The sequence below is a fragment of the Pseudomonas sp. HMSC066A08 genome (assembly GCF_001813025.1).
Lineage (GTDB): Bacteria > Pseudomonadota > Gammaproteobacteria > Pseudomonadales > Pseudomonadaceae > Pseudomonas > Pseudomonas aeruginosa.
Genome location: NZ_KV811329.1, coordinates 72,097 through 81,058, shown reverse-complemented (window position 1 = coordinate 81,058; position 8,962 = coordinate 72,097). Strand labels below are relative to the sequence as shown.

Here is an 8,962-nt window from a genome sequence, read left to right as displayed (position 1 = left end):
CAAGGCGCGGATCAAGATCCTGGTCAAGGCGCTGGGCATCGAGGCTTTCGCCCGCGAGGTGGAGGACGAGTGGCAGCACCTGCGCGACGGCCCGGCGCAACTGACTGCCGAGGAGTGCCAGCGGGTCGCCGAGCGCTTCGTATTGCCGCGCTACCTGCCGCCGGCCGGCGGCGAGCTGGCCTACGGCAGCGCCCGTGCGGCCGATCCGGCCTTCGCCCGCTGGGCCTCGCGCAACGTCCAGGCGCACAAGGTGCCGGGCTACGCCTCGGTGGTGCTGTCGACCAAGCCCGGCGCCAGCGCGCCGCCGGGCGACGTCACCGCGGAGCAGATGGAGCGCGTCGCCGACTGGGCCGAGCGCTACGGCTTCGGCGAGATCCGCGTGGCCCACGAACAGAACCTGGTGCTCCCCGACGTGCGCCTGGAGAACCTCCACGCGCTGTGGCGCGAGGCCTGCGCAGCCGGCCTCGGCACGCCTAACCAGGGCCTGCTCAGCGACATCATCGCCTGTCCCGGTGGCGACTACTGCGCGCTGGCCAACGCCAAGTCGATCCCCATCGCCCAGGGTATCCAGCAGCGCTTCGAGGACCTCGACCACCTGCACGACATCGGCGAGCTGAGCCTGAACATCTCCGGCTGCATGAACGCCTGCGGCCATCACCACATCGGCAACATCGGCATCCTCGGCGTCGACAAGAACGGCAGCGAGTGGTACCAGGTCACCCTCGGCGGCGCCCAGGGCAAGGACAGCGCGCTGGGCAAGGTGATCGGGTCATCGTTCAGCGCTGCCGAGGTGCCGGCGGTGATCGAACAGATCGTCGAAACCTTCACCGACCTGCGGGTCGGCCCGGAACGTTTCATCGACACTTTCAACCGGGTCGGCCTGGAGCCGTTCAAGGCCCGGGTCTACGCCAGGATGGAGGAACCGGCATGAACAACCTGATCCGTTTGCGCGATGGCGTCGCCGAGGTCTGCCGCGACGATCCCTGGCAACTCCTGCGCGAGTTGCCCGACGCGCTGCCGCCGGGGCCGTTGCTGCTGCCTCTGGCGGCCTGGCTGGAGCGCCGCGGCGAGGCCGGAGCCGCCGCGCCCTGGCTGGCGCCGGACGATGAGGTGGAGGCCTTGCTGCCGCACTTCGCCGAGCTGCCGCTGATCGCCGTCGACTTTCCCAGCTTCCGCGACGGCCGTGGCTACAGCCTGGCCTACCTGCTGCGCGTGCGCCTGGGCTGGAGCGGCGAGTTGCGCGCAGTGGGCGACGTGTTGCGCGACCAGCTCAGTCATATGCGCCAGTGCGGCTTCGATGCCTTCGCGGTGCGCGAGGACAAGAACGTCGAGGACGCGCTCAAGGGGCTCGCGGGCTTGAGCGTGCTCTACGGCCGTTCGGCGATCGAGCCGCGACCGTTGTTCCGCCGTCGCTAGGCATATGCCCCCGGACCGACGCCGATACCTGCCGCAACGCCGACCTGGCCCCTCTCCCGCTGCGGGCGCGGGGCGCGCCCCTCAGCCGTAGATCGAGGAGCTGGCGGACGGCGCCGGCGCGCCGCCCTTGAAGCGCCCCGCCAGTTCGCGCAGCGAACGCATCAGCAGGCTGGTGTCCACGCCCACCGCGACGAACGCGCAGCCCAGCTCCAGGTAGCGCCGCGCCAGTGCCTCGTCGGCGGAGAGGATGCCGGCGGCCTTGCCGGCCGCGCGGATGCGGCGGATGGCGTCCTCGATGGCTGTCTGCACCTCGGGATGGCCGGGATTGCCGCGATGGCCCATGGCTGCGCTGAGGTCGGCCGGACCGATGAACACGCCGTCGACGCCCTCGACGGCGGCGATCGCGTCGAGGTTGGCCAGGCCCTCCAGGTTTTCCACCTGGACCAGCAGGCACATCTGCTCGTCGGCGTGGTCCAGGTACTCCGCCACGCTGTTCCAGCGCGAGGCCCGGGCCAGCGCACTGCCGACCCCGCGTACGCCCGCCGGCGGATAGCGCACGGCACGCACCAGCCCTTCGGCCTGGGCGGCGCTGTCGACCATCGGTACCAGCAGGGTCTGCGCGCCGATGTCGAGCAGTTGCTTGATCAGCGCGGTGTCGCCCTGCACCGGGCGAATCACCGGCTGGCCGGGGTAGGGCGCCAGCGCCTGCAACTGGCCGAGCAGGCTGCGCAGGTCGTTGGGCGCGTGCTCGCCGTCCAGCAGCAGCCAGTCGAAGCCGGCGTTGGCGGCCAGCTCCGCGCAGTAGGGATCGGCCAGGCCGAGCCACAGGCCGATCTGCGCCTCGCCGCTGCGCAGGCGTTGCTTGAAGCGATTGACGGGCAGGTCCATGGAAATGCCTCCTCAGACGAAACGGCAGGAGATGCTGCCGAGCAGGTCGTAGTCGACGTGGAAGGTGTCCCCCGGCGCGGCCGCCACCGGGCGGGTGAAGGAGCCGCCGAGGATCACCTGGCCGGCCTCCAGGCAGACGCCGTAGGGCGCCAGCTTGTTGGCCAGCCAGGCGACGCCCTTGGCCGGGTGGTTGAGCACCGCGGCGGAGACGCCGGACTCCTCGATCACGCCATTGCGGTAGAGGATCGCCGGTACCCGCCGCAGGTCGATATCGCCTGGCCGCACGGCCCGGCCGCCCATCACCACGCCGGCGTTGGCGGCGTTGTCGGAGATGGTGTCGAAGACCTTGCGCGTGACTTTCGTTTGCGGGTCGACCTGCTGTATGCGCGCATCGATGATCTCCAGCGCCGGGATCACCCACTCGGTGGCCTCGAGCACGTCGAACAGGGTGCAGTCCGGTCCCTTCAGCGGCTTGCCGAGGATGAACGCCAGCTCCACCTCGACCCGCGGCACGATGAAGCGCTGGAAGGGGATGTTGCTGCCCTCCTCGAAGAACATGTCGTCGAGCAGGGCGCCGTAGTCCGGTTCGCTGATGTTCGACGAGACCTGCATGGCGCGCGAGGTCAGACCGATCTTGTGGCCCTTGAGCACGCGCCCGTCGGCGATCTTGCGCTCGACCCAGGCGCGCTGGATGGCGTAGGCGTCCTCGATGGCGATGTCCGGGTAGTCGAGGGAGAACTGCCTTACCTGCTGGCGCGAGCGTTCGGCGGCGTCGAGGCGGTTGGCGGCTTCCTGGATCAGACGGGGATCGAGCATGGTCGGGGTCTCTCGGTTCAGCGTGGGTTGACCACGGCGGCGGGGGTCCGCAGGACCAGGCCGGCGCCGAGGGCGATGAGGATGGCCAGCAGGTACAGGGCCAGGCTGGCGCTCTGGGTGGTGTCGCGCATCCAGCCGATCAGGTAGGGCGCGAGGAAGGCGGCGATGCTGCCGAAGGAACTGACCAGGGCGATTCCGGCGGCCAGGGTGGCGCTGGAAAGGAAGGCCGGCGGCAATTGCCAGAACATCGGCAGGGCCGCGCTGGCGCCCATCCCGGCGATCACCAGGCCGGTCATCACCAACCAGGCGCTGGTCGGCGCCAGGGCCGCCAGGCTGAAACCGGCGGCGGCCATCAGCAACGGAATGCCCAGGTGCCAGCGGCGCTCGCGCAGGCGGTCGGAGGAACGGCCGATGAAGATCATGAAGGCGCAGCCGGCGAGATAGGGCACCGCGCTGAGCATGCCGATGCGGCTGTCCTGGGCGATGCCGGCGCCATGGATCAGGCTCGGCATCCAGAACGCGATGGTGTTCACCGCCAGCATCACCGCGAAATAGATCGCCACCAGCAGCCACACCTGCGGATTGCTGAAGATGCCGGAAAAGGACGTGATGGTCTTGCGCTGTTCCTCGCCGGCCAGTTCTTCGCGCAGCAGGTGCTTCTGCTCGTCGCTGAGCCACGCCACCCGTTCGAAGCTTTCCGGCAGCGAGCACCAGACCACCACGCCGAGGAACACAACCGGCAGGCCTTCGATCAGGAACATCCACTGCCAGCCGCGCAGTCCGAGGGCGTCATGGAAGCCTTCTAGGATCCAGCCCGAAAGCGGTCCGCCGATCACCCCGGCCATGGGCACGGCGATGGCGAACAGAGCGGTGATCTGCCCGCGTCGGCGCGCCGGGAACCAACGGTTCAGGTAGACCAGGATACCGGGGAAGAAGCCGGCCTCGGCGACCCCCAGGAGAAAGCGCAGCAGGTAGAAGCCGCGCGCGGTCTCCACCAGCAGCATGGCGGTGGAGAGACAGCCCCAGACCAGCATCAGGCAGGCGATCCAGCGGCGCGGGCCGATCCGTTCCAGCATCAGGTTGCTGGGCAGGCCGAACAGCGCATAGGCGATGAAGAACAGCCCGGCGCCGAGACCGTAGACGGTGTCGCTGAAGTGCAGGTCGGCGCTCATCTGCAACTTGGCGAAACCGATGTTGATGCGGTCCAGGTGGGCGAAGACGTAGCACACCAGCAGCAGCGGCATCAGCCGCCAGGTGACGCGGTCGTGGGTGCTGTCGCTGAGAGGCAGGGTGGTGCTGTTCAGGGTGCTGGCTGTGCTCATGATCTTGTACTTTTTGTGAGCGCCCGGACGTCCCGGCGACCTGTCGGTGGCCGGGAGGCGAGCTGGGTGAGTGCAGCGTTGCGGCGGGCCGGTCAGCCCGCCGGGTGGTTCAGGAATTCATGCACGTTGTTGCGCTTGTAGTTCAGCTCCGCGTCCAGTTCGGTGAGTTCGAAGGACAGCGCCAGCAGGCGTCGCGCCTGGAGCTCGGCGAAGTGCGCGGTGATCACCTCGAAAAGTGCCTCGGCGACTTGCCGGCGAGTCTCCAGGTCGCGACCGGCGCCGACTTTCAGGGTCATGTGGACGAAGGCATAGTCGTGCTTGCCGTCGGCCATGCGCCAGGTGTCCAGGCGCACGCCGCGGCTGCGGATGCCGCCGAGCGGGAAAACGCCGCTGGCGCCGAGGCAGGCGTGGACCTTCTCGAACAGCCCGGGCAGGTCGGCTTCGGCTTCGATGTTGTCGGTGTATTCGGCGATGAAGTGCGGCATGGTGGCGTCCTCAGAGGCGGCTGGCGCAACTGGCGCCGGCTGGGTTGCCGGCCTGGGCGGCGGGGATCGCCGAGCCGTCCTGGGCGGTGACCGGGAATACCGCGTTGATCTGCCCGGTGCCGGAGGAGCCGAAGTAGGGCGTCACGACCTCCGCCTTGCCGTCGTAGGCCGACCAGCCGAGGGCGCCGAGGAGCATCGCGGTGTCGTGCATGAAGCCTTCGCCATGGCCCTTGGAGGCGTACTCGGGGAGCATCCCGCAGAACTCGGCCCAGCGGCCCTCCTGCCACATCTGCACGACTTCATGGTCGAGAACCTCGAGGAACGGGCTCCAGATGCGGTCGGAGAAGTCCGGCGCCTGGCCGTTCTGGGCGAAGCGGTGGGACAGCGAACCGCTGGCGAGGAACGCCACCGTGCCGTCGTAGTGCTCTTCCACCGCCTTGCGCATGGCCCAGCCCAGGCGCGCGCTGTCGTTCAGGTAATGCACGGTACACAGGGCGGAGACCGAGACCACCTTGAAGTGGCGGTCCTGGTTCATGTAGCGCATCGGCACCAGGGTGCCGTACTCCGGGCCGAGGGTAGTGGCGTCGTGGGCCAGGGTCTCCACGCCGAGCGCGTTGCAGCCCTCGGCGAGGATGCGGCCCAGCTCCGGGTTACCGGGGAAACCGTACTCCATGTTGGCGATGAAGTGCGGCAACTCGTTGCTGGTGTAGAGCCCCTCGAAGTGCGGCGCGCAGTTGATGTGGTAGCCGGCGTTGACCAGCCAGTGGGTGTCGAACACCACGATGGTGTCGACCCCCAGTTCGCGGCAGCGCCGGCCGATCTCGCGGTGCCCGTCGATCGCCGGCTGGCGGCAGCCGTGGCGCGGGCCGGGCAGCTCGGACAGGTACAGCGAGGGTACGTGGGTGATCTTGGCAGCCAGAGCGACTTTGCCCATGACGATTCTCCTGGTGGCCCGTTGGGCCTGGCAGCGGGCGCGGCCGTTGGCGGCTGGCCCGGATTCTTCTGATTGTGTCTGCACGCCGGCGCTGCTGGCGGCCTCGGGCGGCCGCTCTGCACGAGCGCGCCCTACACGCCCCAGCGGGGGATGTGATGGCTGCCCATGGATATACACACGTTCTTGATCTCGGCGAATACCTCGAAGCTGTATTCCCCGCCTTCGCGTCCGGTGCCCGAGGCCTTCACCCCGCCGAACGGCTGGCGCAGGTCGCGCACGTTCTGGCTGTTGATGAAGACCATCCCGGCCTCGATGCCGCGTGCCAGGCGATGGGCCTTGCCGATGTCCTGGGTCCAGATGTAGGAGGCCAGGCCGTATTCCACGTCGTTGGCCAGGCGCAGCGCCTCGGCTTCGTCCTTGAACGGGATCAGGCAGACCACCGGGCCGAAGATCTCCTCCTGGGCGATGCGCATGCGGTTGTCCACGTCGGCGAACACCGTGGGCTGGATGAACTGCCCCTTGCTCAGGTGCGCCGGCAGGCCGGACGGACGCTCCAGGCCGCCGGCCACCAGGTTGGCGCCTTCCTCGAGGCCGATGCGGATGTAGCCGGTGACCTTGTCGTAGTGGGCCTGGGTGATCATCGAGCCGACCTGGGTCTTCGGGTCCTGCGGATCGCCGACGATCAGGCGCCTGGCGCGCGCGGCGAACTCGGCGACGAACTGCGGGTAGACGCTTTCCTGGACGAAGATGCGACTGCCGGCGGTGCAGCGTTCGCCGTTCAGCGAGAAGATGGTGAACAGCGCGGCGTCCAGCGCCCGCTCGAGGTCGGCGTCCTCGAAGACCAGCACCGGCGACTTGCCGCCCAGCTCCATCGAGTACTTCTTGATCCCGGCCGCCTCCATGATTCGTCGCCCCGTGGCGGTGCCGCCGGTGAAGGACACCGCGCGCACGTCGCGGTGGCGGACCAGCGCGTCGCCGGCGCTGGCGCCGTAGCCCTGGACCACGTTGAACACCCCCGGCGGAATGCCCGCCTCGTGCACCAGGCGGCCCAGCTCGTTGGCGGTCAGCGGCGACAGCTCGGACATCTTCAGCACCGCCGTGTTGCCCAGGGCCAGGCACGGCGCGGTCTTCCAGGTGGCGGTCATGAACGGTACGTTCCACGGCGAGACCAGGCCGCAGACGCCGACCGGCTGGTACAGGGTGTAGTTGAGCATCTGGTCGTCGACCGGATAGCTGTGCCCGTTCATCCGCGTGCAGACTTCGGCGAAGAACTCGAAGTTGTGCGAGGCGCGCGGGATCAGCACGTTCTTCGTCTGGTGGATCGGCAGGCCGGTGTCGAGGGTCTCGAGTTCCGCCAGGTGCGGCACGTTCCGGTCGATCAGCTCGCCGAGCCGGCGCATCAGGCGCGCGCGCTCCTTGGCCGGGGTATTGGCCCATTTCGGGAAGGCTTCCCGGGCCGCCGCCACCGCCGCGTCGATTTCCGCCGCGCCGCCGCTGGCAACCTCGCCGATCAGCTCGCCGGTGGCCGGGTTGTAGTTCTCGAAGACGTCCTTGCTTTCGACCTCGCGGCCATTGATCCAGTGTTTGATCATTCTGCGTGCTCCTGTGCGCGGGCGCGGAAGAATTCGGCCTCGCTGACGATTCGGTTGACCAGGCGACCGACGCCTTCCACCTCCACCACCACTTCGTCGCCGGGGACCACGTCGGACAGGCCTTCCGGGGTGCCGGTGGCGATCATGTCGCCCGGCTGCAGGGTCATGAAGCTGGAGAAGTATTCGATCAGGTAGGGAATGTCGAAGATCATGTCCGCGGTGCTGCCTTCCTGGCGCAGCTCGCCGTTGACCCAGGTGCGCAGGACCAGCCGGTTCGGCTCGGGAACCTCGGCCGCGTCGACGATCCACGGCCCCACCGGGGTGGTGGCGTCGCGGTTCTTAACCCGCAGGTTGGGCCGGTAGTAGTTCTCCAAGTAGTCGCGGATCGCGTAGTCGTTGCACACCGTGTAGCCGGCCAGGTAGCCGAGGGCGTCCTCGCGGCGGACGTTGCGCGCCGGCTTGCCGATCACCGCCACCAGTTCGCACTCGTAGTGCATGTAGTCGACGTTGTCCGGACGCCAGCTGACCTGGCGGTGGCCGGTGTAGGTGCCCGGCGACTTGATGAACGCCAGCGGTTCGCTGGGCGCCTTGAACGACAGTTCGGCGGCATGGTCGGCGTAGTTCAGGCCGAGGGCGAACATGCTCCCGGTGGCCGGCGGCAGCCACTCCACCCGGTCCTCGGCGAGCAGGGTGCCGTCGGCCAGGCGGACGGCGTTGGCGTCTTCCACGGTGACCTGGTGAACCCGGCCCTGGTAGCGGATGCGTGCGTGTTTCATGGTCGGTTCCTCATTCCGCGACGATGCTGTTGGCGAGGCGGCCGAGGCCGTCGATCTCGACCTCGACGCGGTCGCCGGGATGCACGTCGACGCGCCCTTCGGGGGTGCCGGTGATCAGCACGTCGCCGGCGTGCAGGGTCATGAACTCGCTGATCTCGGCGATCAGTCGCGGGATGTCGCGCACCAGGTTGGCGGTGTTGTTGCGCTGGCGCAGTTCGCCGTTGACGTACAGCTTCAGCTCCAGCGCATGGGGATCGACGATCTCTTGCGCCGGCACCAGGTGCGGACCGAGCGGGCAGAAGCCGTCGCGGCACTTGGCTTTCACCGCCGGACGGTAGTAGCTGTCTTCCGGCAGGCTGAACTCGTTGACGATCACGTAGCCGGCGACATGCGCCATGGCCTCTTCCTCCTTCACCCGGCTGGCGTCGCGAGCGATCACCACGCCCAGCGCCGGGCCCGGTTGCAGGCGTTCGACGCCGCGCGGGAAGAGCACCGGGGCGTCGTGCTCGTTGCGGGTATTCGGTGTCTTGATGAACAGCACCGGCTTCACCGGCGGCTTCTGGTAGGGCGGCTGCCGGAATTCCGGCAGGCGGCTGTCGAGCAGGCCCTTGTAGTTCAGCGCGACGCCGAACAGGGTGCCGGCGGCGACGTCATTCAGTGCGCGGCTCATTGTGGTGGTGTCTCCTGGCGCGATAAGCGAACGGCGAGGGGGCCGTCCTGGCGAAAACTCGTT

The 8,962-nt window shown here is 68.5% G+C and carries 10 protein-coding genes; 2 read left to right on the top strand and 8 right to left on the bottom strand.

Features of this window, described 5'->3' with window-relative positions; genetic code table 11:
- Together HMPREF2886_RS22080 and HMPREF2886_RS22075 are read left to right on the top strand one after the other, a co-directional pair.
- Window positions 1–931 (top strand): nitrite/sulfite reductase (locus HMPREF2886_RS22080; RefSeq protein WP_139148418.1); only part of this gene is annotated, 931 nt, incomplete at its 5' end.
- Complete coding sequence (locus tag HMPREF2886_RS22075) at window positions 928–1,416, top strand: DUF934 domain-containing protein (protein ID WP_003093457.1); 489 nt, start codon at window positions 928–930, stop codon at window positions 1,414–1,416. The genes HMPREF2886_RS22080 and HMPREF2886_RS22075, both read left to right, overlap by 4 nt.
- Window positions 1,417–1,497: 81 nt before the next feature.
- Here the strand turns inward: HMPREF2886_RS22075 and hpaI are convergent, their stop codons facing one another.
- The 8 genes from hpaI to HMPREF2886_RS22035 all read right to left on the bottom strand — a co-directional run bounded on the left by hpaI (window position 1,498) and on the right by HMPREF2886_RS22035 (window position 8,899).
- The gene (hpaI, locus tag HMPREF2886_RS22070) at window positions 1,498–2,304 is read right to left on the bottom strand and encodes a 4-hydroxy-2-oxoheptanedioate aldolase (protein WP_033969562.1); all 807 of its coding nucleotides are present in this window, start codon (window positions 2,302–2,304) and stop codon (window positions 1,498–1,500) included.
- Window positions 2,305–2,316: 12 nt separating this feature from the next.
- On the bottom strand, window positions 2,317–3,120 hold the full coding sequence (hpaH, locus tag HMPREF2886_RS22065) for a 2-oxo-hept-4-ene-1,7-dioate hydratase (RefSeq protein ID WP_070748370.1): 804 nt from the start codon (window positions 3,118–3,120) through the stop codon (window positions 2,317–2,319).
- A 17-nt stretch (window positions 3,121–3,137) separates the two neighbouring features.
- Window positions 3,138–4,442 carry an MFS transporter gene (locus HMPREF2886_RS22060; protein ID WP_039026676.1) on the bottom strand — a complete coding sequence of 435 codons (1,305 nt, stop codon included), beginning with the start codon at window positions 4,440–4,442 and terminating at the stop codon, window positions 3,138–3,140.
- A gap of 92 nt (window positions 4,443–4,534) precedes the next feature.
- Entirely contained in the window at window positions 4,535–4,927 is a 393-nt protein-coding gene (locus tag HMPREF2886_RS22055) for a 5-carboxymethyl-2-hydroxymuconate Delta-isomerase (RefSeq protein WP_033969567.1), read from the bottom strand.
- 10 nt (window positions 4,928–4,937) lie between these two features.
- Window positions 4,938–5,861, bottom strand: a complete 924-nt coding sequence (gene hpaD / locus HMPREF2886_RS22050) for a 3,4-dihydroxyphenylacetate 2,3-dioxygenase (RefSeq protein WP_003093449.1) — start codon at window positions 5,859–5,861, stop codon at window positions 4,938–4,940.
- Between the two features lie 131 nt (window positions 5,862–5,992).
- A complete protein-coding gene (gene hpaE / locus HMPREF2886_RS22045; protein ID WP_033969568.1) occupies window positions 5,993–7,453 on the bottom strand; it encodes a 5-carboxymethyl-2-hydroxymuconate semialdehyde dehydrogenase in 1,461 nt (486 codons plus the stop codon).
- A complete protein-coding gene (locus HMPREF2886_RS22040) occupies window positions 7,450–8,229 on the bottom strand; it encodes a fumarylacetoacetate hydrolase family protein (protein ID WP_003101268.1) in 780 nt (259 codons plus the stop codon). Before HMPREF2886_RS22040 ends, hpaE begins: the two co-directional genes overlap by 4 nt.
- Window positions 8,230–8,239: 10 nt before the next feature.
- Window positions 8,240–8,899 carry a fumarylacetoacetate hydrolase family protein gene (locus HMPREF2886_RS22035; RefSeq protein WP_039026677.1) on the bottom strand — a complete coding sequence of 220 codons (660 nt, stop codon included), beginning with the start codon at window positions 8,897–8,899 and terminating at the stop codon, window positions 8,240–8,242.
- Window positions 8,900–8,962 lie beyond the last annotated feature (63 nt).